Source organism: Micromonospora sp. IBHARD004 (assembly GCF_052814115.1).
This window is the reverse complement of the sequence record NZ_CP199934.1, coordinates 4,414,926-4,439,454: the sequence shown is the minus strand read 5'-3', so window position 1 is coordinate 4,439,454 and position 24,529 is coordinate 4,414,926. Positions and strand designations below refer to the sequence as shown.

General features: G+C 69.8%; 20 protein-coding genes. 8 read left to right on the top strand and 12 right to left on the bottom strand.

Annotated elements, in window-relative coordinates:
- Window positions 1–99: 99 nt before the first annotated feature.
- From ACTWO6_RS21610 to ACTWO6_RS21600, 3 genes are read right to left on the bottom strand one after another with little or no spacing between them, the layout of a single operon-like run.
- Window positions 100–657, bottom strand: coding sequence for a hypothetical protein (locus tag ACTWO6_RS21610; RefSeq protein ID WP_446215634.1), 558 nt, complete (start codon window positions 655–657; stop codon window positions 100–102).
- Complete coding sequence (locus ACTWO6_RS21605; protein WP_446215633.1) at window positions 654–1,496, bottom strand: ABC transporter permease; 843 nt, start codon at window positions 1,494–1,496, stop codon at window positions 654–656. Before ACTWO6_RS21605 ends, ACTWO6_RS21610 begins: the two co-directional genes overlap by 4 nt.
- The gene (locus ACTWO6_RS21600; protein ID WP_446215632.1) at window positions 1,493–2,464 is read right to left on the bottom strand and encodes an ABC transporter ATP-binding protein; all 972 of its coding nucleotides are present in this window, start codon (window positions 2,462–2,464) and stop codon (window positions 1,493–1,495) included. The genes ACTWO6_RS21605 and ACTWO6_RS21600 overlap by 4 nt, the downstream gene beginning before the upstream one ends.
- Window positions 2,465–2,640: 176 nt before the next feature.
- Here ACTWO6_RS21600 and ACTWO6_RS21595 point away from each other — a divergent pair, with 176 nt between their 5' ends.
- The 3 genes from ACTWO6_RS21595 to ACTWO6_RS21585 all read left to right on the top strand — a co-directional run bounded on the left by ACTWO6_RS21595 (window position 2,641) and on the right by ACTWO6_RS21585 (window position 5,874).
- On the top strand, window positions 2,641–3,318 hold the full coding sequence (locus tag ACTWO6_RS21595; RefSeq protein WP_446215631.1) for a response regulator transcription factor: 678 nt from the start codon (window positions 2,641–2,643) through the stop codon (window positions 3,316–3,318).
- 49 nt (window positions 3,319–3,367) lie between these two features.
- Complete coding sequence (locus ACTWO6_RS21590) at window positions 3,368–4,681, top strand: sensor histidine kinase (RefSeq protein WP_446215630.1); 1,314 nt, start codon at window positions 3,368–3,370, stop codon at window positions 4,679–4,681.
- Window positions 4,682–5,118: 437 nt separating this feature from the next.
- Entirely contained in the window at window positions 5,119–5,874 is a 756-nt protein-coding gene (locus tag ACTWO6_RS21585) for an AfsR/SARP family transcriptional regulator (protein ID WP_446215629.1), read from the top strand.
- Window positions 5,875–5,947: 73 nt separating this feature from the next.
- On the opposite strand, the gene ACTWO6_RS21580 is transcribed toward ACTWO6_RS21585, so the two are convergent.
- The 3 genes from ACTWO6_RS21580 to ACTWO6_RS21570 all read right to left on the bottom strand — a co-directional run bounded on the left by ACTWO6_RS21580 (window position 5,948) and on the right by ACTWO6_RS21570 (window position 12,941).
- Window positions 5,948–9,070 (bottom strand): efflux RND transporter permease subunit, encoded by a 3,123-nt coding sequence (locus ACTWO6_RS21580; protein WP_446220726.1) that lies wholly within the window; start codon window positions 9,068–9,070, stop codon window positions 5,948–5,950.
- A 105-nt stretch (window positions 9,071–9,175) separates the two neighbouring features.
- Window positions 9,176–9,655 (bottom strand): hypothetical protein, encoded by a 480-nt coding sequence (locus ACTWO6_RS21575; RefSeq protein WP_446215628.1) that lies wholly within the window; start codon window positions 9,653–9,655, stop codon window positions 9,176–9,178.
- Window positions 9,656–9,719: 64 nt separating this feature from the next.
- Window positions 9,720–12,941 (bottom strand): efflux RND transporter permease subunit, encoded by a 3,222-nt coding sequence (locus ACTWO6_RS21570; RefSeq protein WP_446215627.1) that lies wholly within the window; start codon window positions 12,939–12,941, stop codon window positions 9,720–9,722.
- 81 nt (window positions 12,942–13,022) lie between these two features.
- Here ACTWO6_RS21570 and ACTWO6_RS21565 point away from each other — a divergent pair, with 81 nt between their 5' ends.
- Window positions 13,023–13,175, top strand: a complete 153-nt coding sequence (locus tag ACTWO6_RS21565; protein ID WP_446215626.1) for an erythromycin esterase family protein — start codon at window positions 13,023–13,025, stop codon at window positions 13,173–13,175.
- Between the two features lie 224 nt (window positions 13,176–13,399).
- Here the strand turns inward: ACTWO6_RS21565 and ACTWO6_RS21560 are convergent, their stop codons facing one another.
- The 6 genes from ACTWO6_RS21560 to ACTWO6_RS21535 all read right to left on the bottom strand — a co-directional run bounded on the left by ACTWO6_RS21560 (window position 13,400) and on the right by ACTWO6_RS21535 (window position 19,054).
- Window positions 13,400–13,600 carry a hypothetical protein gene (locus ACTWO6_RS21560; protein ID WP_446215625.1) on the bottom strand — a complete coding sequence of 67 codons (201 nt, stop codon included), beginning with the start codon at window positions 13,598–13,600 and terminating at the stop codon, window positions 13,400–13,402.
- A 7-nt stretch (window positions 13,601–13,607) separates the two neighbouring features.
- Window positions 13,608–14,045: a hypothetical protein gene (locus ACTWO6_RS21555; protein ID WP_446215624.1), complete on the bottom strand. Its 438-nt coding sequence runs from the start codon at window positions 14,043–14,045 to the stop codon at window positions 13,608–13,610.
- A gap of 386 nt (window positions 14,046–14,431) precedes the next feature.
- The gene (locus ACTWO6_RS21550) at window positions 14,432–15,517 is read right to left on the bottom strand and encodes a glycosyltransferase family 2 protein (protein WP_446215623.1); all 1,086 of its coding nucleotides are present in this window, start codon (window positions 15,515–15,517) and stop codon (window positions 14,432–14,434) included.
- Between the two features lie 4 nt (window positions 15,518–15,521).
- Entirely contained in the window at window positions 15,522–16,067 is a 546-nt protein-coding gene (locus ACTWO6_RS21545; RefSeq protein ID WP_446215622.1) for a phosphotransferase family protein, read from the bottom strand.
- Window positions 16,068–16,811: 744 nt separating this feature from the next.
- Window positions 16,812–18,122 carry a hypothetical protein gene (locus tag ACTWO6_RS21540; protein WP_446215621.1) on the bottom strand — a complete coding sequence of 437 codons (1,311 nt, stop codon included), beginning with the start codon at window positions 18,120–18,122 and terminating at the stop codon, window positions 16,812–16,814.
- The gene (locus ACTWO6_RS21535; RefSeq protein ID WP_446215620.1) at window positions 18,119–19,054 is read right to left on the bottom strand and encodes a glycosyltransferase family 2 protein; all 936 of its coding nucleotides are present in this window, start codon (window positions 19,052–19,054) and stop codon (window positions 18,119–18,121) included. The genes ACTWO6_RS21540 and ACTWO6_RS21535 overlap by 4 nt, the downstream gene beginning before the upstream one ends.
- 895 nt (window positions 19,055–19,949) lie before the next feature.
- Between ACTWO6_RS21535 and ACTWO6_RS21530 the strand changes: the two genes are divergently transcribed.
- The 4 genes from ACTWO6_RS21530 (at window position 19,950) to ACTWO6_RS21515 (ending at window position 24,277) form a co-directional block, all read left to right on the top strand.
- Entirely contained in the window at window positions 19,950–21,173 is a 1,224-nt protein-coding gene (locus ACTWO6_RS21530) for a multidrug effflux MFS transporter (RefSeq protein WP_446220725.1), read from the top strand.
- Window positions 21,174–21,267: 94 nt separating this feature from the next.
- On the top strand, window positions 21,268–21,531 hold the full coding sequence (locus ACTWO6_RS21525) for a hypothetical protein (protein WP_446215619.1): 264 nt from the start codon (window positions 21,268–21,270) through the stop codon (window positions 21,529–21,531).
- A gap of 141 nt (window positions 21,532–21,672) precedes the next feature.
- Window positions 21,673–23,022: an MFS transporter gene (locus tag ACTWO6_RS21520; protein WP_446215618.1), complete on the top strand. Its 1,350-nt coding sequence runs from the start codon at window positions 21,673–21,675 to the stop codon at window positions 23,020–23,022.
- 532 nt (window positions 23,023–23,554) lie between these two features.
- Window positions 23,555–24,277, top strand: coding sequence for an AfsR/SARP family transcriptional regulator (locus ACTWO6_RS21515; protein WP_446220724.1), 723 nt, complete (start codon window positions 23,555–23,557; stop codon window positions 24,275–24,277).
- Window positions 24,278–24,529 lie beyond the last annotated feature (252 nt).

The window sequence follows — 24,529 nt, the reverse complement described above, 5'->3', positions numbered from 1 at the left end:
AAACCGGTCCTGGATGCGGCCGGACGCCCCACCGGCGTCGACCTCGCGCCGGGATAACTGCGGCTCGGCAACCCTGGATCCGAGGGTGAGTTCCTCCTGTCAACTCGTACGCCGAATGCGGTATCTGGCAGCTGCGGCCACCAGACCGAGCACGACCGGAACGACGATGGCAACCGGCAGCGAGCCCGCTGCGGTCAGGGTCCGCTTTCCGGCCACCGTCACGTGTACCGGCTGGCTCACCACCAGCGGGCCGGTACCCGCCGTGGAGTCGCCGCCGGGCATGAGCACGACGTAGACGTCGAAACTGCCGGTGTTGACGGCCTGGAACTGCCAGGACAGCGACGTGCTGCTGCCCGGCGCCACCGGCGGAACTTCCCGGGTCACGTCCGCCGACCAGTCCTCGAGGTCGACGTAGACGCCGTCCAGGCTCGCGACGTTGAGGTGGGCCACCAGCCGGTCGGTGGGTGCGCCACCAGAGTTGACCATGCGGGACTCAACCGTCAACCTCTCGCCAACGACGGTGTTGATCCGGCTCTGGTCCAACACCACCTCGACGGCGCCGGGCAGCGGCGGCGGAGCGGCTGCCGCCGAAGCGGCCAGGCCGACGGGAGCCGTCAGCGCCAGCAGCAGCCCGGCGAGTGCGAACCCTGTCTTCATTCTCCGCTCACCCCTCCATACAGCCGGACGATCCGGGCGCCGGCGGCAACCAGGACGCCCCCGGCCATCACCGCGGTGAGAAGCGGCGAGGCCACGTAGGACAGGTCCCGCGTCCAGGCGTGCCCGTTGACGAGCACAGCCGTCAGGTAGTGCAGCGCCGCGTCGACCGGGTTGAGCCGGACGAGGACGTCTCCGAACCAGCCCCTCGGCGTGCCGCCGGGCAACTGGGTCGGCGCGAAGAACGCCAACAGCAGGAACAGGCTTATTGCGAGGCTGACCTTGTTGGAACTCGAAATGGCACTGATCAGCAGACCGAGCGCGGTGAGCGCGACCGCCAGCAGCGTGCCGACGAGCAGGCCCAGCAGCAGCGCCTGCCCGACGATGGACACTCCGCGTCCGAGCACCCACAGGTACGGCACGCTCACGACGAAGGTCGCGAGCCAGAGCGACAAGGCGGCGGCCATCTTCCCCAGCACGATCGCCCGGCGGGAGACGGGTGCGAGCAGCAGGCTCTCCAGCGTGCCCCGCTCCCGCTCCCCGCTGATCGCGTCGGCGCTGACCACCAGCGTGACGAGGACGCCGATCGCCACCGCAACCTGCAGGGTGAGGTTCACCGCCTCACGCTGCTCGAGGAAGTTGAGCACCTGATTGGTACCGGCAAGGTAGGTCATGACGCTCAGGACGACGCTGAACGCGAAGACCAACATCGGGCCGCGCCCGCTCACCCACAGATCGCGGCACTCTTGTTCGGCGACGACCCGCCAACCCGGGCCATCGCCGCGAACCCCGCCCGCGCTGGGTTCGGCGTTCCGGACCCGCCCCCGCAGACCCGTCGTCATCGGACACCCTCCCCGGTCATAGCTAGGAAAGCGTCGCTGAGCCGCGCGCCTTCGACCTCGAAGGACAGGACCGGCACGTCGGCGCTCAGGACCGCCCGCAGTGCTGCGTTCATCCCGGTCTCCGTGCCGCCCTGGTCTGCGGCCGGCCGTCCGGTCAGGGTGATCCTGAGGATGTCGGGACGTTCGTCGGCGGGCTCTGTCGTCAGGTCGGCCACGCCCGCGAGCGCTTGCCGGGCTCGACCGATCAACTCGATCGGTACGCGCATCTGCGCGTACTGCTGGGTGGGGACGGCGCGGGTGACCTCGCCGAAGGTGCCGGAGACGAGGAGCTTTCCCTTGTGAAGGATCAGCACGCTCGTGCAGATCTCCTCGACGTCCGGAAGGGTGTGGGTGCTGAGGATGACCGTCGCTCCTCTGACCACCGCGATCTCGCGGACGATCGCCAGCATCTGACGTTGCCCGGCCGGGTCGAGCCCGAGCGTCGGCTCGTCGAGGAATACGACAGCGGGATCGTTGACCAGCGCCCGTGCGATACCCAGGCGCTGCCGCATGCCGCGGCTGTACGTGGAGATCCGCGACGAGCCACGCTCGGCCAGGCCGACCTCTGCCAGTAGCCGCTCGGCGACCCGCGCGGCGTCCGGACGGGCGTGGCCGAACAGCCGCGCGTGGTAGCGCAGGTACTCGTCGCCCGTCTGGTGTCCGGGATAGCCGCTGCTTTCCGGCAGCACGCCGATCCGCCGTCGAATCTCGCCCGGCCGGGTGCAGGGAACACCAGCCACCGAGAACTCCCCGCTCGTCGGCGCCAGCACCGTGGTGAGCAGTCGGATGGTGGTCGTCTTGCCCGACCCGTTCGGCCCGAGCAGTCCCACGACCTCGCCTTGTCGTGCCGTGAAGCTCAACCCGTCAACCGCCGTACGGTCCCCGAACCGCTTGGTGAGCCGCACCGCCTCGAGCTGCACGCTGGCCATGAGCGTCCCCTTCTCTCGCCGTGTGCGAGGTGGCGGCGCGCCACCCGCGGTCCGTTCGACCAGGACGTCATGGCGACTGTACGGCGGGTTGGCTGAAGACCGGCTGAACGCGGAAGCCGGCGGTCTGCGTCGGCGGCTTCAGCGGGCAGTAAGCCGGCGAGTGGCACACTTGGGGAGTGCGCATCCTCGTGGTCGAGGACGACAAGCACCTCGCCCGGTCAGTCAAGCGTGGCTTGGAGGCCGAGGGGTTCGCTGCTGAGGTCGCACTCGACGGCATCGACGGCCTCTGGCGGGCCACGGACGGCGACTTCGACGTCATCGTTCTCGACATCATGCTTCCCGGCAAGAACGGCTTCCAGGTGTGCGCCGAGTTGCGTGAGGCCGGCAACTGGACCCCGATTCTCATGCTCACGGCCAAGGACGGCGAGCTGGACGAGGCGGAAGCTCTCGATACCGGAGCCGATGACTACCTGTCCAAGCCGTTCTCCTATTTGGTCCTGGTCGCCAGAATTCGGGCGCTGCTGCGCCGGGGTTCGCGGGAGCGCCCGGCCACGCTGAATGTCGGCGACCTGCGGCTCGACCCCGCCGCCCACCGGGTCTGGCGTGGGGAAACGGAGGTCTCACTCACTCCGCGCCAGTTCGCCCTCCTCGAGTTCCTCATGCGGCGTCCGGGCGAAGTGCTTTCCAAGGGCACCATCCTCGACCACGTCTGGGACTTCGCGTTCGACGGAGACCCGAACATCGTCGAGGTCTACGTCCGGCACCTACGCAGGAAGATCGACGAGCCGTTCGGTCGATCCGCGATCCAGACCGTCCGTCTCGTCGGCTACCGACTGGACCCCGATGGCGGCTGAAAACCCCCGGCCTCGGGCACGCCTCACGACGATGCGCGCCCGTACCACCGTGGCCGCCACGATCGTCGTCGGTGTCGCCCTCGTGGTCACCGCCGTGAGCCTGGTGGTGCTTCTGCGTGGTTCGCTGGTCGAACGCGTCGACGACATCGCGAGGGTACGTGCGCACGACGTCGCGACCCTGGCCCGCCAGGGCACGCTCCCCACGGAGCTGGCCGTCGAAGGTGACGACGGCAGCATCGTCCAGGTCGTGGCCGGCGACGGCCGGGTCGTGGCCGCCACCGCCGGACTTCGGCGCGGTCAATCTCTCGCCCGGTTCCGCCCTCCCGGGGCGGGGTCCGAGGTGCGCACAGTCGACGGCCTTCCGTTCGGCGAGGGCGGCAGCTATCGGGTCATCGCGCTGCCGACGGCCACGCCGGAAGGACCGGCGACCGTCTACGTTGCCGCGAGTCTCTCCCCGGTCGATGACGTCGTCGATGTTCTCCAGGGCGCCCTTGCCACCGGTGCTCCACTGCTGCTGGCACTCGTCGCCGTCACGACCTGGACGGTCGCGGGTCGCACCCTGCGGCCGGTGGACGCCATTCGGGCCGAGGTCGCCGACATCTCCGAACGCTCCCTCGACCGGCGCGTGTCCGTGCCGGCCACGGACGACGAGATCAGCCGACTCGCGGGCACGATGAACATGATGCTCGACCGGTTGGACGCGGCTGTCGAGCGTCAACGTCGCTTCGTCGCGGACGCCTCGCACGAGTTGCAGACCCCGCTCGCCGCGGCGCGCACTGATCTGGAGGTCGCGCTCGCCCACCCTGACCGCACCAAATGGAACGAAACCGCCGCCGACCTGCTCGCGGCGAACCGTCGCATGGAGCGGCTGGTCCGGGACCTGCTGTTCCTCGCACGGGCGGACGCCGGCGTTCCCCGCCCCCCAGCCCGTCCCGTCGACCTCGACGACATCGTCCTGGCCGAGGCGGCCCGGATCCGTGGCAGCGGCCACCTGCGGGTCGACACCGGCGCGGTCTCGGCGGCTGCCGTCGACGGCCGTCGCGACGACCTGACCCGGGCCGTACGCAATCTGTTCGACAACGCCGAGCACTATGCCTCGTCCCTGATCAGGGTCGAGCTCGGCAGCGACGACCGCCGGGTCACGTTGATCGTCCACGACGACGGGCCGGGGATTCCGCCCGCGGACCGGAAGCGCGTCTTCGAGCGATTCACGCGCCTCGACGATGACCGGAGCCGTCGCACGGGCGGCACCGGTCTCGGTCTGGCCATCGCGAGAGAGATCATCGACGCACACGGAGGCTCGATAGACGTCGAGGACGCGCCTCGCGGTGCACGGTTCGTCACCCGCCTACCTGCGCGCTAATTGACCGCCTTGCTGGGAAAAACCCGGCGAATCCCCCTTTATGGCAAAAGCACTTTTGTGAGGAGGGCAAGGCGGGGCACGTGTACTTGCCTGTTGCGGAAATGCGCGTCTTGGTAGGCAATGAAATTGTGGTGCTGGTGACCCGAATTCTGATGATTACTCGCTTTTACCCGCGAACACAGAGTGAATCGGCCTCTAATGTCACAAATTAGCTTAAACCTTGACATTCATATGCATATTCTGTTATATCCTAGTTTAGGTGCGTTCGTTCGGCTGGCTTGGCGAGTGCACACCACTTGTGAGTTGGTGTCGACGGAATGCAGAGAACGGGGCCAATCGACCGATCAACCGTTTCATCACAAGCATCGACGGCCTGGATCCGAGACCCTGCGCAGCGAGGCGGAGGAGGTGTAGACGCATCACGGGGGGAGGGGGTTGTGGACTTCCGGCTCTTGGGGGCAGTGGAGGCATGGGCGGGGGATCGACAGGTCGATCTCGGGCCACGCCAACAGCGGCTCATGCTGGCGATCCTCGCGCTGAACGTGAATCAGCTTGTGCCGCTCGACCGCCTCGTTGACCTGACATGGCCTGAATCGCCGCCACAGACCGCTCGTCATGCGATCCACGTCCGCGTCTCGCAACTGCGCACCGTCCTGGCCATGGCCGGTGCGGACCGTGAAGGCGTAAAGATCACCACGCGCGGCCCGACCTATGTCCTGCGGGCCGACCCGATGAGCGTGGACGCCCACCGCTTCCGCGCCCTGCTCGCCGGGGCTCGTCTTGAGACGGACGACCTGGAGAAGGCGGCGATGTTGCGGCGCGCGCTCGATCTGTGGCACGGACCCCCGCTGGCCGACGTGGCGACCCCGCGAGTCGAAGATCTGTGCCGGGGGCTGGAGGAGGCGCGGTTGACGGCTGTGGAGGAATGGTTGGACGCGCAGTTGCGGCTCGGCGGGCACGAGGCCGTCCTCGACGAACTCGCCGAGTACGCCGGGCAGTATCCGTACCGGCAACGACTGCTCGCGCAGCTCATGCTCGCCCTGTACCGCGCCGGCCGCGCCGCCGACGCGCTGGTCGCTTACCGGCTCGCGCGGAGCCGGCTCGTCAACGAACTCGGACTCGACCCATCGCCGCAACTGCAGCGGCTGGAGAGAGCGATACTTCGCGGCGATCCTGCGCTTGACCTGCCATGACCGCAGCGGCCCGGCGGACCCGTCGGCAACCACGGCGATTCGTCGTAGCTGGGCCGAGAGTCCGCCGGACCGGTCAGGCATGGGACCTTCCGGACCGCAGGGCCGTGGGCCATACCCGCCCTGCAAGCGGCCGGCGCGTGGACGAATCCTTGGGTCGGCCGAAACGCAGATAGAGCGACGGGAGGACAAACAGGTTCAGCAGCGTCGAGGTGAACAGGCCACCCAGAATCACCACCGCCATCGGGTGTTCTATCTCGTGACCGGGCAGGCTGCCCTCGATGGCCAGGGGAACCAGGGCGAGTCCGGTCGCCAACGAGGTCATGAGGATCGGCGAGAGTCGCTCCCTCGCGCCACGGAGGACGAGGTTTCGGCCGAAGCTTTCCCCTTCCTCCCGCTCGAGATGCTGGAAATGGTTGATCATGAGAATGCCGTTGCGCGCGGCGATGCCCAGCACGGTGAAGAATCCCACGAGCGAGCCGAGCGAAAGGATGCCGCCACCGACGTATGCCGCGAGGATCCCGCCCACCAGAGCCATGGGCAGCGTGAGGAGGACGAGGAACGACAGCCGCCAGCTGTTGAAGGCGGTGGTCAGCAGGAAGAGGATCCCGATCACCGCGACGCCGGCGAAGAGCCGCAGCCGGTCCTGGGCGCTCGTCGCCTCCTTGTACTCACCGAGCAGTTGTGGGTGGTAGCCGGGCGGGAAGTCCACCGTCGCCAGGCGGCGCTCAACCTCGGCCGCGACGTCGCCCAAGGCCTTCCCCGCGGCCACATTGGCGCCCACATTGATGTACCGCGATCCATTTTCCCGCAGGACCTGGTTGGGCGTGGGCACCATCTTGACCTCGGCCAGCTCGCCCACGGGGACCTTGCTCCCGTCCGCAGCGTCCATCAGGAGGTTACGGACGCTCTCGATGCTGTACCGGGCACTCGGCACGCTCCACACGTGCACCTCGGTGTTCTTGCCGTTCCGCCAGATGTCGCCCGCCTCCTCGCTGGCGATGAACGTGGCGGCCGTTCGGCGTACGTCGCCGGGCTTGATCCCGTACCGGGCCGCCTTGGCCAGGTCGACCTGGACATCCACCTGAGGAACCGAGGTCTGCAGCGTCACGTGTTCGTCGATGATGCCGTCGATCCCGGCGATGAGGTCCTTGACCTCGTTGGCCTTGTTGCGAAGCACGTCGAGGTCGTCGCCGACGATGCGGACGATGATGGAGTCGCTGGAGCCGGTGAGCACCTCCTTCGTGCGCTCCTTCAGATAGGTCTGCACATCGCGCTGCAGGCCGGGATAGCCGTCGACCACCTTCTGCACGGCGTCATGTGTCTTGTCGTAGTCGACCTTCGGGTCGATGCTGATCCAGTTCTCGGTGAAGTTCAGGCCGACGACCTCGTCGGCCAACGTGCCCTGCCCGATGTGGGCGCCGAAGTTCCGGACCCCGGGGATCGCCCGCAGTTCCCTGCTGACCTGTTCCGTGATGCGGACACTCTCCTCACGCGAGGTGCCGGGCTGGGTCACCCAGTGCATCAGGAAGTCCCGCTCCTTGAACGCGGGGAACAGGTTCTGTCCCAGCATCGGTACCACCATGACGCCGCCCGCCAGGACGAGTACGACGGTCGCGTAGGCGACGGCGGGACGCGGGATGATGCGTGCCAGCACCGCCGCGTAGCCGCGCTGGAGCCAGCGCACCAGCGGCGATTCCCGCCGCTCGACCGGTGACCGGGCCAGCAGCATCAGGGCGAGCGCCGGGATCACCGTCAGGGCCACCAGCAGCGAGGCCAGGATGGCCAGCCCGTAGGCGAACGCCATGGGCCGGAAGAACGAGCCGGTGAGCCCGGTGAGCAGGAAGATCGGGACCGTGCTGACCAGGATGATCATCGTGGCCTGGACGATCGGACCACGGACCTCCACCGACGCGTCGAGGACGATGGCGGCGGTCGACTTCGTGCTGCCCGCTCGCCGGTGCTGGCGGATGCGGCGGACGATGTTCTCAACGTCGATGATGGCGTCGTCGACGAGCACGCCGAGGGCGATCACCAGCCCGGCCAGGATCATGGTATTTATGGTGGCCCCGGTCCAGTGCAGGACGAGTCCCGCCGCGACGAGGGAGAGCGGGATCGAAATGGCGCTGATCAGCGCGACCCGCCACTCGAAGAGGAAGAGCACCAGGATCAGGACCACCAGGATGAATCCGATGACCATCGCCCGACCGAGGTTCTCGACCGAGGTCTCGATGAAGGTCGCCGGCCGGAAGATCTCGGTATCGACGTCGAGGCCCTGCATGCCGGGCGCCATCTCCTTCAGCGCCGCCTCCACCCCGCGGGTCACCTCGAGGGTGTTGCCCCAGGGCAGCTTCTCGACGATGAGCATGAGGCCGGGGCCGTCGTTGATGACCGCGTCCCCCGTGAGCAGGGACGGCGGCATGATGTCGTCCGTGATGTAGGCGACGTCCTTCAGGTAGACCGGCTTGGCGCCCCTCGGCACCTCGATGGGGATCTCGGCCAGTTGCTGCCCGGTCAGGGCGGGCAGTTGGTGCTGCACCTGGAGCCGCTGGTTGGCGGTGTCGACCCACCCGCCGGTGCCGATCTCGAACCCGCCGTTGAACTTCAGCTGACCCACGTCCACCGCGTCTCCGGCGGCCTCCATGACCTGGGCCAGCGTGACGTTGTGCTGCTTCATGAGCTCGGGATCGACGAGGGCCTGCTTGACGTGCCACCGATCGCCCCAGATGGCCACGTTCGCCACCCCGGGTACCCGCATCAGGCGGGGCCGGACCGTCCAGTAGGCCTGCAGCGCCATGTCGACGTGGGCGGCGTCGGACTTGTCCGCCTGGGATATCCCGATCTTCATCACCCGGCTGGTCGACGACAGCGGTTGGATCATGAAGGGGGCGTTGGCCCAGCGCGGCAGTCTGGGAGTGATGGCGGTGAGTCGCTCCTGGATCAGCAGGCGGGCCGCCATCAGGTCGGTCCCGGGCTTGAAGATCAGGATAATCGAGGAGAGCTGGGAGACCGACTTGGAGCGCATCACGTCCAGGCCCTCGATCCCGGTGAGCCCCTGCTCCAGCGGGACGGAGACAAGCTCCTCGACGTCCTGCGCGGACAGTCCGATGCAGATCGTCTGTATCTCCACCCGGGGCGGCGCGAACTCGGGGAACGCGTCGACGGGCATGTCGCGAATCTGTAGGACGCCGAAGAACATCAACATCGAGGCCCCGACAACCACGAGGAACCGGAGCTTCAGACTCGTTCCAATGATCCAACGCATCATGGTGTGGGGTCCCTACCCTCGTAGCGACTGGATGGACTACTTGCCGACCCCGAGTTCGGCGCCCCAGAGTTCGATAGCGCCGGTGGTCACGATCGTGGTCCCCGCCGGCGGTGCCTGCGCAAGGAACGCGTCGGTCCCGCGCGCCCCGCCCACGGTCGCCACCACGACCTTCTCCCGGACGTAGGTCAACGGCTGAGGAACCGTGTAGACCCAGGCCACGCCGTTCGGGTCGTAGAGCACTGCTGAGTACGGCACGACGGTCGCCGGCGTGCCTGCCGACGGGCTCGGCCCGACCGGCGACGGGGTCGGCCCGACCGGCGGTGCGGTCTGCGCCGCGCCGATCGTGACCGTCGCGATGCCCACCCGGCGCGCCGCCTGCTCGGTCAGCGTCACCTTCTTGACGTCCTTGCCCGGCATCGCCTCGACCCTGGCCGGGCTCTCCTTGTGGCCACCCGAGGTGTTCGAGGCGGGCGTCGCGCAGGCCGCCAAGCCCAGCGTGATCAGGATCGCTGCCATCCACCGACCACTGTGTCGCATGTGGTCGCCTCCTTGTCTGTGCATGGGACTCTCCTGGTTCCGATCAGGCCGGAGCCGGGCTTGAAGGGGTTACCTTGCCCGTCGCACCGGGTTCTGGCCTGGGCGCGGGTATCGATCCGGCCCGAGGCTCCGACCCGGCCACCGATGGAGACCGGACGGCGAACCGCAGATACAGCACGGGTAGGACGAGCAGGTTCAGCAGCGCGGTCGTGACCAGGCCACCAAGGATGATCAGGGCGAGCGGGCTCACGATCTCGAGGCCGGAGACGCCGCCGTAGATCACCATGGGAAGCAGAGCCAGCCCCGCCGCCAGGATGCCCGTCACGGCCGGGATGAACTGCTGCCGTGACCCGCGCTCGACCAGCTCGGCACCTGGCGGGTGGCCTTCCTCTTCCAGCCGCTGGTACCGCATGATCTGCAGCGTGCCGCCCCGAACGGCCATGGCCAGCACGGTGAGCAGCCCCAGCAGCGCGACCACCGAGACGGCCGACCGGTCGATGGCCGCCAGCAGCAATCCGCCCGCCAGTGCCGTCGGCAGGAGCAGGAAGTACAGCGACGCCACCCGCCAGCTACCGAAGCCGGCCTGCAGCAGGAAGAAGATCAGGATCACGGCGCCGATCACGAAGGCCCACACCCGGAGGTCTGAACTGGCCCGTGCCTGCCCCTCGCCGAGCACCTCCAGATGGTGCTCACGGGGGAAGGTCACCTGCGCGAGCCGGTCCTTGACCTCGCTCGTGACGGCACCCAGACCACGCCCGCGCACGTTCGCGACGACGTCCATGCTGCGGGAGACCTGGTCGTGTGTGATGACCTCCGGCTTCGCCACGATCCTCACGTCGGCGACGTCAGCCAGGCGCACCTGGGTCGGGCCGCCGCGCGGGCCACCGACCGGCGCGTCGATCAGCAGGTTCTGGATGGTGGACATGTTCTGGCGCACCGCGGGGACGCCCCACACGACGACCTCGAACACCTTCTGGTCGTCGAAGAGGTTGCCCGCGACCGTGGACGAGACGAGGGTGGCGGCCGCCCGGCGCACGTCGCCCGGCTTGAGGCCGTACTTCGCGGCCTTGGCGACGGAGACCTCGATCTCCACCGTCGGCGCGACCTCTGCGGTCCGTACCCGTGGTTCGGCGACGCCGTCGATGGCGGCGATGATGCCGAGGACCTCCTGGGCCTTCTCGTTGAGAACCGCGTAGTCGTTGCCGTAGACGCGCACGATGAGGTCCTCCGTGGCACCGCGGGTCACCACCTCCCGGATCCGCTTGTCCGAGTAGGTGATCACGTCGCTTTGCACCCCGGGATAGCCGTCCACCACCTGCTGCACGGCGGCCAGGGTCCGGCCGTAGTCGGCCCCCGGGTCGACGCTGAGCCACACCTCTCCCGAGTTCATGTTGACGACCTGGTCCGACGCCAGTGCCCGCCCGGCGTGCGCGCCGACGTTGCGTACTCCCTGGACGGCCCGCAGTTCGGCACTGAGCGCACCCGTGATCCGGTTCATCTCCGGTCGGGACGTGCCGGGCGGCGCCTCCCAGGTGATCAGCAGGTCCCGCTCCTGAAGCGTCGGGGACAGCGGCCGCGAGCCGAGGAACGGCAGCGCCGCCAGGCCCGCCACCACGAGGAGGCCGACCACGGCATAGGACCAGACCGGCCGGCGGAGCAGCCGGGGCAGCAGCCCGCCGTACGCCCGCTCCAACGCCCGGGCGAGCGGCGACGGGCCGTGCTGCAGTGACGACCGGGACAGCAGGAGCGTGGCCAGCACGGGGGCGACCGTCAGCGCGACCACCAGCGAGACCACCGTGGCGGCCAGGAAGCCCTGGGCGACCGGGGTGAGGAACGCGCCGCGCACCCCGTCGAGGATGAAGAGGGGCACGACCGAGATCGCGGCGATCAGGGCTGCGACCAAGAGCGGGCCGCGTACGTCGAGGATGGCTCCCCGGATGGTGTCGGAGAGGGGCTCGTCGGAGCCATCCTCGCGGCGCTGCCGCAGCCGTTGCCTGACGTTGTCGACGGCGATCACCGCGTCGTCCACGATGATGGCGAGGGCCATCACCAGCCCCGCCAGGGACAACATGTTGAGGGGTACGTCGAACCAGGACAGCACGAGCACCGTAACCGCCACGGAGGCTGCGATGGTCACGAGACTGACCAGCGCGGTGCGCCAGCTGAACAGGAAGGCACCGAGCACCAGCAGCAGGAGGATGGCGCCGAGGATCAGGGTCGTGGTCAGGTTGTCGACCATCTTCTCGATGAAGGTGGCCGGCCGGTACACCGTCGTGTCGATCTGGACGTTCGGCATGGCGGGTCGCAGCTCGTCGAGTGCCGCCTCCACGTCCCGGGTCACGTCCGCGACCTTGGCGCCCGGGAACCGCTCCACCACGAGCATGAGGCTCGGAGCGTCCTTGACGACCGCGTCGCCGATGAGGAGCTGGTGGTCCTCGACGATCTGGGTGACGTCACCCAGCAGCACCCCGCGGTCCTCGGCGCCCTGAACGGTGACCTTGCCGAGATCCGCGGCGGTCTTGATCGGCTGGTTGTGCTGGATCTCGATCCGCTGGTTGGCGGTGTCGATGAAACCGCCCAGCCCGGGTGTCGAGGCCTCCACGAAGGTCAGCGGCGAGACCCACAGCGCGTTGGCCGACGTGCGCAGGACCTGGTCCAGCGTGACGCCGTTCTGCATCAGCTTGGCGGGATCGACCTGCACCTGCAGCTGCCGGTCGCGGAACCCCCAGATGGCCACGTTGGCCACGCCGGGGACGCTCAGCAGGCGGGGCACGATCGTCCAACGCGACAGCAGCGACATGTCGATCAGTGAGCGATCCTGGGACGACAGACCGATCATCATGAGCCGACCGGTCGACGAGAGGGGCTGCACCACCAGCGGCGGCCTCGACGAGGCGGCAGGCAGCATGGCGACCATGGTCAGGCGCTCCTGCACGACCTGCCTGGCCCGGATCGGGTCGGTGCCCGGCTCGAACGTCATCTCCATCGACGACAATCCCGGGAGCGTGCGGGACTCGAGCTTGGCCAGCCACGGGATCCCGTTGAAGAACTCGTTCTCCATCGGGTTGGTGATCAGATTCTCCACCTCCTCGGCGGAGAGCCCGAGCGCCTCGACCTGCACGTCCACCCGCACCGGCCCGAACTCCGGCAGGGCCTCGACCGACGTGTTGCGAAGCTGTACGAACCCGACGGCCATCAGGGCGACGGCGATGGCGAGCACCAGCCGTTGATATTTGACGCTTGACCCGACGATCCACCGCATCATGGCCCGAGACCTCTCAGTTGGAGTTCATCGGTCTGCCGACCAGGGTCAAGATTGACGCCGCCCGCTCACGCTCTGCTCACAGTGGGCTCACACGTCCCTCAGGCTGACCGGCCCGACCTGCTCACCGACGAGCTGGACCATCGGGCGGTCGGGGTGGTCTACCACCCGGAGCGGGAACGGCTGGGCAACTACGTGCCGACCGTTCTGGGTGACCGCTACGACGCCTTCTGCTGATTCGACGCCACCCAGGGAGTGCGCCCCCTGCACCGGCGCCACGGTGATGTAGACGAGGACGCTCACCGCCCGCAGGATGCTCGGCCCGTCCCAGACGACGAGGGCGAGGACGCCGTCGCCGGCGAGGAGCGTCACCAGCGCCGGCCACGGCGTACGCGACGGGGAGTCCGCCGGCGAGGAGGCGGCCCGTGGATCGGCATCGATCTCAAACTCGACGACTTCGGTCACTGGTCGCCCCTTCCGCTGTTACCGAGGACGTAGATCCTCGCCTCCGGATTGGTGTAGACGAGCCGGAACTCTCCTGAGTCGACGATCTGGCGTTCCAGGTCCGGGCCCCATCCCCGCGGCTTGCCCAGGAACGACTCCGCGAAGACGTACCGCCCCTTCGTCATGATCAGGTAGGCGCCCTTCGGGTTGCGTCGCATCTCTTCCTCAATGGCGGGGATCGTGGTCGGCCCGAGGTCCTCGCCGATGGGTCGGTACCGGTACCGTCCGATGCCCTGCGCCCGCCAGGGGACGTTGGAGGTCACCGAGACGAACGAGACCGCCTGCCGGGGCGTGCGCGTAGAGCCACTCGACGGCCCGATGGTCGGCCGGCCGTACCTGCTCGAAGGCCTCGTTCCCGTACCGGGCGCCGAAGAACGCGCCGATGAGGACGGTGCTCAGCGAGCCCGCCGTCAGGGCCGCGAGGACGCGACGCCGCGCCGGCCACACGGGGACCAGCAGCGCGGCCAGGAGGATCGCCATGAACGGCAGGGCGAAGGCGTAGACCCGAAGTAAGATCTCGCCGCCGTAGCTCTGCATCGCCAGGAGGAGGAACGGCGCCCCGGCGAGCGTCAGGAGCCCCAGGTCGCCCTGTCTCCGGCGCATCCGCCGCCACGCGCCGACGGCCGCCAGCCCCAGACCGACACGGTGAGGACGAGTCGCAGAGGCGGGCGGCGAGCGCCCAGTACGCGATGCCGAGCAGCGAGCTCACCGCCGTGTTGAGCATCAGCGCGTAGACGTTGCCGTTCAGCGGGTCGCGCAGGTGCTGGCGCAGCCGTACGCCGATCGGTTCGGCGACGGTGCCGACGCCGGGAGCCGCGCGACCGACCGACGCGTCGGCGGTCCCGGCTCGTTGGGCGCTCACGAGGGTCACCCTCCTCCCCGTCCCTGGTGCGCTCTCCCTGCCGTCACGAGGTCGGCTGACTCAGCCGCGGACGCGCGCTGTGCACCAGGTGGCGGGCCCGTCGGTACGCGCGCCAACCCCGGGTGCGCTACCGGGTGCCGTCCGGGCCACCCGTGTCGGGCACGTCGGGCAGTCCCTCGGAGAGCTCGACGGTGAGCACCCGTACCGGCACCGGACCCGCCGGGCGCCGGGGGGCGGGCCCGCCGACCGCCTGGGAGGCGCGCAGGGCCTGGGCCGAGACGTAGCCCGCGGCGGTCACGAGCAGCCCGGCGACGATCGCCCCGGACCGCAGCAGCCCGGCGCGGTCGCCGGCGCGGACCTGACGCAGCCCGCGCCGTACCCCTGCCGGGAGCGTGCGGCGGGTGTACGTGCGCTCCGTGGCGAGCCCGGCGTCGCTGCCCACCAGCCGGGCGACGACGGCCTTGGACCGCCCCTCGGAGAAGCAGCGCTGCCGGAAGTAACGCCAGGTCGCCCGGTCGACGGTCACCCGGTGCCGGACCCGGGCCGCGGGCTCGTAGAGCACCACGCCGTCCGGTTCGAGCTGCCGGATGCGGATGCAGAGCTCCGTCTCCTCGCAGCCGACCGGCGTCCTGCCGACCCGACCGAGTGCCGGGTCGAAGCCGGCGGTGCGGTCCAGGACCGACCGGCGGAAGGACATGTTGCACCCGATCACGTTGCGGACGGGGGCGACCTCCGTGGGCTGGCCGGTGAAGCTGCACCCGACGACCCAGTCGAACTCGGCGGGCAGCCAGCGCGGCCGTTTCTCCTCCCAGGCCGGTACGGCGTGGCCACCGACCGCCAGCACCCGCTCGTCCCGATAGTGCGGCAGCAGCCGGGCCAGCCAGTCGGGCTCGGCCTCGGCGTCGTCGTCGAGAAAGGCGACGATCTCGCCGCTCGCCTGGGCCAGCCCGGTGTTGCGGGCAGCCGAGAGGCCGCGCGGGCCGGTGCTCGGCACGACGGTCAGCTCGGGGAACGTGGCGCGCACCCGCTCCAGCAGCGCCGGGTTGTGGTCGACGACCACGACGACCTGTGCCGCCGGTACGTCCTGCACCAGCGCGGAGCGGACCGCCCGGACGATCTGCGGCCACCGCCGCTCGGTGTAGACGCAGATGACGACGGTGACGGTCAGCGCCACCTCGGGCCCGGCCGGCGCCTCGGGTTCGAGGACGGCCACCAGCTCAGACGTTGACGAGGACGCGTTCGACGTTGCCGCGGATCCAGCGTGGATCGTCATGGTCACCTTCCGAGTCGATGAAGAGCAGGATGTGGCGCAGCCAGTAGAGGAGCAGGGCCGGTCGTGGCGGGATGCCGTCCAGCCAGGCGGCGGCCTCGCCGGCGGGGACGTCGAGCGTCCGGGCGATGCCGTGCCGCAGCGCGTGCACGACGATCTCGCCGAGTTCCTCGCCGCGGGCCAGCCGGCGGGCGAGGACGTGCAGGTGCAGCAGGTCGTGCAGGGGGAGCTGACGGGCCGAGGCGCGGTCCCAGTCGACGATCCCGGTCACCTGCCCGTCGGGCGAGGTGGCCAGCAGGTTGCCGGGCCAGAAGTCGCCGTGGATCCAGCAGGTGTGCACGGTGCGGCCGACGAGGGCGGCGACGAGTTCCTCCCGCAGCCGCCGGGCCGTGTCGAGGAGCCGGTCGCGTTGGGGGTGGGTGGCGGCGTGCCGAGGAGCACGACGATCGCGGCGACCGGTCGCCCCTCGTGGTATGCGGCGTAAATCCGGCAACGGGAGCCCAGCGTGGCCGAGACGGTGCGCAACTTCCGGTGCGGCTCCCGTCGGGCCGCCAGCGGCCGGGCGAGCGGGAGCGGGAGACGGTCCCGCCGCGCCCAGCGGTCGACGGACTCGCTGTAGAGCTGGTGGAAGCGGCGACCAGACGGCCCTCGGCGTCACGCTCCACGACCACGCCGGCGCGCTCCGCCCGGCGGATCTGGTTGCGGGTGTCGCTGCGGAACCGCTTGCGCCAGACCTCGTCGAAGCCGCCGTCGAGGAAGAGCGTCTGCGTCATCCGCTCCTGGCGCAGCACGCTCGCCGGCACCACCGCGTCCCGGGTCCCGGCCGTCGCCGGGTCGGGGCGGACCAGGGTGCTCAGCACGCGCCGCTGCGCCAGGTCGGCGACCACCATGCGGACGTCATCCGGGCCGACCTCACCGCCGTCGCAGACCAGCCCGCCCGGTCCCCAGCCGACCGGGAGCCCGAAGTCCGTCGCGAGGATCGGACCGAGCCCCGGGCGTCGTACGAGCGGAAGGTCAAGGCGCCTTCCGTCGACGGTCTCGTAAAGCCGCGAGACGCCCTCGTAGCCTTCGACCGTGCACACGCAGCGGAGCCAGGTCGGCGTCTGGCTGGGCAGGGCGGTCGGTGCGGAGGCGAGCACCTGCTCCCACACGTCGACCGGGGCTGGACTCGTCACCCGCGGCGGCCGCGGGTCGCCGGGGGCCGGCCCGAGGCGGGGCTCGAGGCTGGTCCCCGCGCTCACGACGTGCCCAGCCGGAGGTCGGCGTGCCAGTAGCGCTGGGTGGCGTCGTTGCTGGCCATGACCACCATGCCGGTGGCGCTGGTGACGTCCTGCTTGGTGGTCGTCACATTGTTCAGGTTGGGTGACGTGGCGTCCCTGATGACCGGGGTGCCGCGGCCTTCGGAAAAGGCGATGGCGTCCATCGGGGAGCTCTTCATGAAGATCGTTCCCGGGTAGCCTGAGTAGGGACAGCCACTGTCCGGCGCGGTCATGAAGACGTACAGCGTCTGCTGTTCGGAGTCGAGCAGCAGGACCGGCCGGGTGTGACAGTCCCTGATCCGCCCGACCGGATAGCTGGACCAGTCGCCGGTCGACGGGTCCCGGGCGAGCAGCATGATCAAGGGCGCCGAGGACGTGGCGGCGTCGTCGTCGAGCCCCGTCTTGACGGCCGCGAAGACCCGTCCGGAGCCGTCGGCCTGCAGTGCCTTGAGGTTGATGTGATCGTCGGCCCTGTTCGGGCCCTGGACCGCCGTACGAGTGACGTCCCAGGTGGAGCGCGACGTGCCGTCGGTGTGCTCGGCGAAGTACATCGCCGACGCCGCCTGGTTGCTCCACATCACGCCGGTGCGGCCGCCGCCGAAGGTCACCACCGCCGAGATGTCGTCGCTGGACAGGTTGGCGGCCGCGGCGACCGGAAGCACAAACGGGGTGCCCCAGACCGCGTCCCCGCCCGTCGTGTTGTTCACGTAGACCTTCGAACCCTGGGTCCAGGTCGCCCAGAGCACGCCCGTCGAGTCCTTGTCGATGGTCAGGGTCTCACTGGAGTAGTTGGTGATCTGCACCGGGAAGCCGGTGTCACGGGTGTAGGTCTTCGTCGCGGCGTCGTAGCTGAAGCGGTAGAGCCGGGCCGGGTTTCCGGACGCCGCGCCGGTCGAGGAACTGGCGCGCACGTGCGAGGAGACGTAGAGCCTGGTGCCGTCCCACAGCACGTCGGAGCGGGTTTTCGGCCGGTTGTCGACGATGGTCCCGGTGTCGACCCACTGCTGCGTGGAGCGATCCAGCCGGAAGATGTGGTGGGTCTGGCTGCTGGTGTGGAACAGCACCGCCCACCAGGCGCCGTCGTTCCACCACAGCTTGCTCTCCGGCTTCTCGCCGGTCGCCGCCGAACCGTCGCCGGAGGTGGCCGGACCGACAAAGCCGATGTCGCCGGGGGCGGCGCCGGCCGGTGTGGAGAGCCCACCGGGAACGGGTGCGGCACCGAACAGCACCCCGGCCAGCAGGGCGAGGGCGAAGCTGCCACGCGTCACCCGGGCACGCGGACGCATCACGAGCTGGTCACCTCACTGAGTGCCGGACCGGCCGGCTTGGTCGTCAGGGGCTGCCACCGGTGCAGCACCCGGTGGTCGATCGGGTCCACCACCGGTCGAGGGCGCCGTACGAGCCGCTCCCGGACCAGGGTCCGGAGCACCCGCTGACCGTCCCGGAAGGTGCGCAGGTTCGAGGTGCCGCAGCGGCGTGGGAGTTCGTTGCTCGGCACCTCGGCGATGCGCAGGTTCGCCTTCAGCGCGTGGACCACGAGTTCGGTCTCGATCTCGAAGCCGTGCGCGGTCAGGGCGAGCGCCGGCAGGCAGTCGCGGCGGAACGAGCAGAAGCCGTAGCACAGGTCGGTGAAGTGGACGAGGAACAGGCTGTTCGTCAGCCGCACCAGCATCTGGTTTCCCGTCCGGCGCAGCGGGGTCAGGTCGGTCGATCCGCCGCCCGCCAGGAACCGGGAGCCCTTGACGAAGTCGTAGCCGTTCATGAGCGGGGTGACGTAGCAGTGGATCTCGGCGGGATCCATGCTGCCGTCAGCGTCGATCATCACGATCAGGTCGCCGGTGGCCGCGGCGAACGCCACCCGCGCCGCGTCACCCTTGCCCCGGCAGTTCTGCGTCACCACCACGATGTCCGGCCGGACGGCGCGGGCGACCTCGACGGTACGGTCCGACGAGTGCCCGTCGACGAGGACCACCTCGTCCACGGTCGGCGGCATGCGCTCGAGCACCCACCTGATGTTCTTCTCCTCGTTGAGCGTCGGGATGACCACGCTCACGGTCTGTCGTTCGGGACCGACGTTGCCGACCGCGGTGTCGCTCTCCGGGCGTTCCCGCATCCGCAGGATGCTCAGTGGCCGGTCATCATGGCCCGGCGGTGGCGCCGTGAGTGGCGGCGCGGACAGCAGGCTGGGGACGTGCGTGTCGATGTCCCGGTTCAGTGTCACCGGATCCCCCTTCCCAGGGACGCCGCGAGACCGTTCCGTGGTGGCGAAGTCGGTCTTCCTCGTACCGCCAGCGGTGACATTGGATGTGCCTGCCATCAGCCCCTCTTCCCCCCGTGAGCCCGCGCATGGTCGGGCCATGTAGTACGAAAATGTCCGAATTGCCCGCCCTCTTGGACCGGGATGAACAGGAGGTAAACCTAACATCGGGCAGGGGTGAACACGCCGGACTTATGTGATGAATCGGTGGATTCCGGACGACGCTTCGGGCGGATGGACCCAACGGCACCCTCGCCTAGGTCCGGCTCCGCGTCTTCCCAGCTCAGAGGTGGTTTTAGCGCCCGCTTCAGCCAACCGCACGCGGCATTGAACGGCAGTCAACGGCAATCTATATCGCCTGGTAGGGGGCTATCCGCAGGTCAGCGCGACGAGGAACTGGCGGGCGTTCAGGCCTTGCTGGTGGGTGCAGCTTCGCGAGGTGGTCACCGCGTCTGAATCGCTCACCCGGCCCGGGCGGTCAATGAGGCTCCGACCAGCAACGATGCGGACGCTCTGGTGGCCGTGACCGCCCAGCGGGTAGCGCTGCTGCCGCTCCGGGCGTTGGCTGCGCCTGCGGGAAGATCCCCACCGAGGGACTGCGAGGGCGCTGGCGCCACAGGCGGCTGAGGATGCTCCGCTGGTCGGCCTGTCAGGGCCATCGCACCGCCGCCGCTCGACTGTGACCTGAGATACCTCCCGGTTGACGGGGAATCAGCTCACCGGATCCGGGCTTGGAGCCGAATGTGACTCCTGCACTGTTCTCCGCCCGGCTGCGCGACGAGCAGTCGGCGGCGACCCGATGACCGCCACCGTCGACGCCCCTGAGGGTCCGGCAGCTCCGCTGACGCCGGGCGACCTGATGAGCCCCCGACAACGCCTGCGGCTCGTCCTCGTGCTCGGGTCGCTGATCGCGGTGGGTCCGCTGACCATCGACATGTACCTGCCCGCGCTTCCCGCGATCGTCGCCGATTTCCAGACCACCTCGGCGGCGGTCCAGCTGACCCTCACCGGCACGCTGGCGGGCCTCGCCCTCGGCCAGTTGCTGATCGGTCCGCTGTCCGACGCCGTCGGCCGGCGCGCGCCGCTGATCGCCGGCATCGCGCTGCACGTCGTGGCGTCGGTGCTCTGCGTCATCGCACCGAACATCGCCGTTCTCGGTGGATTGCGGGTGGTGCAGGGCCTCGGCGTCGCGGCGGCCTCGGTGGTCGCGATGGCCGTGGTCCGCGACCTGTTCAGCGGCGCGGAATTCGCCAGGCTGCTCTCCCGGCTGCTGCTGGTCATGGGGGCGGCGCCGGTCCTCGCTCCGACCCTCGGCGGCTGGCTGCTGCGCTGGACGGACTGGCGCGGCGTGTTCGTGGCCCTGGCCGCCTTCGGTGTGCTGCTCGTCGTGGTGGCCGCGCTCGGCCTCCGCGAGACGCTGCCGGCCGATCGGCGCCAGCGTGGCGGGGTGGTCGCGACGGTGGTCGTGTACGGCTCGCTGCTGCGGGACCGTACGTTCGTGGGCCTGGTTCTGGTCGCCGGGCTGGCCATGGCGGCGTTGTTCGCCTACGTGGCCGGGTCGTCGTTCGTCCTGCAGCAGCAGTACGGGCTGGACGAGCAGCAGTTCGGGCTGGCCTTCGGCGCGGGCGCGGTCGGGCTGATCGCGGCGACCCAGTTCAACGTACGGCTGTTGCGCCGGCACTCGCCGCAGCGCATCCTCGTCTCCGCCCTGGGCGTGGGAACCGCGGCCGGTTTGGCGCTGCTCGCCTTCGCCGCGACCGGGCTCGGCGGGCTGCCGAGCCTGCTGGTGTCGTTGTGGGTGGTGCTCGCGGCGGCGGGCCTCGCGATGCCGAACGCGCCGGCCCTGGCCCTGTCCCGGCACGGGGAAGCGGCCGGTACGGCCTCCGCTCTGCTCGGCGCCGTCCAGTTCGGCGTCGGCGCGCTGGCCGCGCCCCTGGTGGGCGTGCTGGGCACCGGCGCGGTGGCCATGGCCCTCGTCGTCGCCGGTGGCATGGTGGCGGCGATGGCGGTGCTGCTCGTGGTGGTGCGGCCGGCCCGGCTCGCCGACCTCGAGCCGGACGCGGTGATCGTCGCAGCGCACTGAGGATCGTCACGCCTCCCAACGGGCCGCACACGCCGCCGCCAGGGTGGCCGGCTCTCCGCTGCCGCTTCAGGGCGGCCGCCGCGCCCGTTCGTCAGTGACCGTCGCGAAGCACTTCCTGGCGTCCGGCGGCGGTCCGGGGAGGGTGGCCACAGCCACTAGGAAGCACACCGCGCTCGCGGTAGTGCGCTCGCAAGGGCTCGGCCGTTTCCCGGTGGTGCTGAAGCAACTGCGGGAACTGCCGGCGTCGCTCGATCGTCCAGTGCGTGGTCACCACTGTGTCGCGACCCCGATCGATCTCGTGCTCGGTCAACGTCACCTCAATCACCGCGTTGGGCTCATGACCGTGTCGTTCCAGTAGCTCGGCTTGGACGAGCTCGAGAGTCTCCTTCGGCTCCGGTCCGCGCCAATCCTCAAGGCGCCCGATGGGTTGGCTTCGTCACGCGCAGGCAGATGATGGGACCGGTGGCTGCCGGTCCCACGCCGGGCGGAGGTGTTGGTGGTGACGCAGACGGACGCTCGGCGGGAGGCGCCCGGTGACGGTCGGTTGGTGGTTGCGTGGCATGCCGTAGCGCCGTACCGGCCGCTGATGGCGCTGATGCTGGTCAGTTCGACGGCGTCGTTCGCGGCACTCGGTGTGCTGTCGTTGTTCGCGCGGGACGAGTTGGGCGCCTCGGACACCATGGCGACGATCAATTTCGCCGTCGTCGCCCTGGCCGGCATGGCCATGATGCTCACAACGGGCCACGTCTCCGACCGGGGCGGCGTCCGGCGCGTGATCATCTCGGCGAGTCTCGCGTGGCTGGCCACCGGCTACGCGATCCTGGCGAGCGTGCGGTCGTACCCGGCCATGCTCGCCGTCGGGGTCGTCTTCTTCTGCGCGGTCGGCGTCCCCAACGTGCAGCTGATGGCCTACACCCGGGACCTCGTTGAACGCCGGAACGACACCGCCACCTCCACCGCTGTGATCGCCGCGATGCGCATCGTGCTGTCCATCGGTTCGTTCACCGGCTTCGGCATCGGAGGTCTCGGTCTGGCCTATCTCGGGCCACGCCCGCTCTTCCGGGTCGTTTCGGTCGTCTGCCTCGGCTGTCTGGCGCTGTCGTGGTACCTGCTGCGAGGGGGCGACACCATCGCCGCCGCGACACGGCGCCCGGTCACGGGTGAGGACATCGGCGACAGGGATGGTGTCCGGACGGGGACGGCCGGTGGTCAGCGGCTACTGCTGATTCTCGCGGTCGTGATGGTGCTGTTCTCCAGTGGACGCATCATGCTGCTGTCCCAGTTGCCGATCCTGATGCGCGTATCCCTGCACGCCCCGCTGCAACTGACCGGGCTGGCGCTGGCGCTGCCACCGCTGTGCGAGCTGGTACTCATGCCGATCATGGCGTACGCGGCCGTGCGGTGGGGACGCGGCAAAGTGTTCCTGGTGGGCGGTGCCGCGAGCGTGGCCTACTACGGCGGCCTCGTCGTCATCACCACACCCGGGCAGCTGATGCTGCTGCAGATCGGCTACGCGCTGTTCGGCGCGGCCACGGTCATGGTCGGCATCGACCTCGCGCAGCGGCTGATGGTGGGGCGTGCCGGCACGGCGACGTCGATATACCTCAGTCACGAGAACGTGGCGGCCATCAACGGCAGTCTCGTGGCGACCGTGTCGGTTGCCACGCTGGGACACCAGGTCGGCTTCCTCGTCCCGGCAACGCTGTGTCTGGTCGCCCTCGCGCTCGCCGCGTGGGCCTTCGCCCGACATCCAGCGGCGTTCGACCTTCGTCGCAGGCCACCACCGCTGCCTGGCACCGTCTCCCAGGCGCAGCGAAGTCGTCCGCATCACGACGAAGAACTTCGCTAGATTCAGAGCCCGCAAACCACACGCCGCGCGCCGGGAATCAGACAGGGAGCGTGCGGAGCACTGCCAGACAGACCAGCCGACGCGCCCATCGACGTCGCCCAACAGGAAACCGTTGTCTCCAGCACGAACGTCGCGGAGGGCGACCCGAGTCCGGCGGCGGGACGCGGGCGTCAACGGGCCGTCACCGGAAGCGCATCGGCGTCGGCGCACGATGACGCTGGAGTGACGCCGATCCCGCAGACTCCCAGCTGAGGCGAGCGGTCCTCGGGCAGCTCACGCTCCATCCCATCGGTCCGGGCGGCGGTCGGACGGCCGACCGCGCATCGACGCGGTGTGGTGACGATGACGACGTTCGTCATCCTCAACGCGATGTCGTCCGCGGTCCGGGCGCCAGCGGGCCGCCCGACAGTGGCGTCGTGGACCCGCCACTCCGCCAGGGCGGCTCTCGCCGACCAGGGTCCCGGTGCAGGGGGGTTCGATCGTGACCGCTGAGGAGAGGTTGTCCACGACAGGCAGCACCCGACCACAGCCGGTGTCCGACGTCCAGCCGAGGGTCCGCCTCCTGCTGCTCGGCGGCTTCCGGCTGCTGCACGGCGGGCGGGCCGTGGTGGTGCCGCGCGGCCTGCAACGCAGCATCGCCCTGATCGGGCTGCGCCCGGGGGCCAGCCGTACCCAGCTGGCGGCCCTGCTGTGGCCGGAGGTGTCGGAGGAGCGCGCGCTCTCCTCGTTGCGGACGGCGCTGTGGCGGCTGCGCCGGGATCCGATCTGCCCGGTGGTCACCGTCGGCGACACCGTCCGGCTGCACCCGGTGGTCGACCTGGACGTCGACGAGCTGGCCAGGGTCGCCGCCCGGGTGAGCCAGGGTGGTGACCCGCGCCCGGCTGCGGCGGTCCTCGCCGCCGGGCGTCACGACCTGCTGCCCGGCTGGTACGACGACTGGGTGCTGGTGGAGCGGGAACGGCTCAGACGGTTGCGGCTGCACCTGCTCGACGAGCTGGCCCGGGCCCACCTGCGCGGCGGTGAGCACGGCGAGGCGTTGCAGGCCGCGCTCGAGGCGATGGCGGCCGATCCGCTGCGCGAGGCGCCGCACCGGCTGGTGGTCGCGACGCACCTGGCGGAGGGCAACGCGTACGAGGCGCTGCACGCCTTCCTGGCCTACCGCGATCTCCTGCTGCGCGAGCTGCAGCTCGAACCGTCCGCGGCGATGTGCGCGCTGATCAGCGACGTGCTCGCGCCGGTCCACGTGCCGGCGTAGCGGCGCCGGCCCGGCCCGTCGCGGACCGTCCCCGGCCCGGTCGGACCCGCCTGTCGCGCGCCGCCGGAACCGCTGGTGGCTGCCACCGGGTGTCCTCCCAGGACGGAACCGCCCCGCTCCCGGCGATGACGACGCTCGATGCGTTGCCGCGGGACTCCACTGTGCCCGGGCCCGTCCCCGCGGCGTCAACGACCGTGGACTCGACACCGGTCGCCGGTGACGGCGGCGTGACGCGTCGTCCGGCAGGGTCGC